Origin of the sequence: Streptococcus sp. 3613, from assembly GCF_013277375.1 — a bacterium.
Classification (GTDB): Bacteria; Bacillota; Bacilli; order Lactobacillales; family Streptococcaceae; genus Streptococcus; species Streptococcus pseudopneumoniae.
The window spans coordinates 1-529 of record NZ_VMMV01000138.1 but is presented as its reverse complement, the minus strand read 5'-3'; the positions used below and the strand labels follow the sequence as shown (position 1 = coordinate 529).

Genomic DNA, 529 nt, shown 5'->3' with positions numbered 1-529 from the left:
CTAAGGAATAGAAATTAGATAGAGTATTCAAGGCCTTTAAATAAATCAGAGTATTTGAAGAGACTTTTAATAATATATTTTCCAATGACGAAATTGCCTCACACTTACTGTCATATTGATAGAAGTCAATAATAGCTTTAATCCATTCAAGGTAAGTTCGGTCTTCTAGTGTTAGAAAAGTACTTCGTTCAATCTCTATTCTATAAAGATATTCTAAATTGTCATAATTTCTGTCATCTAATAATCGAGCAGATAATTGCTTGAAATTAGAGAGGTTAGATTTAATTTCAATTTGTTCATTAAAAAAATAATCTAATGGCACTTCGAGTCGTTGGGAGAGTTTGAACAAAAGGTCTGCGGAGGGAATGAAATGCCCTCTCTCAATTTTACTAATCTGGCTTTGTTCACAAATTCCTTCTGCAAGAGTTTGTTGGGAGAGTCTCAACTCTTTTCTTTTCAATCTGAATTTCTCTGCGAGTGTATTCATTAAAGATAATAAACCTTCCTATTTGCTTAATTTCATTATAAA

Annotated in this window: 1 protein-coding gene; it reads right to left on the bottom strand. The window is 31.2% G+C overall.

Annotated elements, in window-relative coordinates:
- Positions 1-487 (bottom strand): helix-turn-helix transcriptional regulator (locus HT708_RS11445; protein WP_172926411.1); only part of this gene is annotated, 487 nt, incomplete at its 3' end.
- Positions 488-529: the final 42 nt, after the last annotated feature.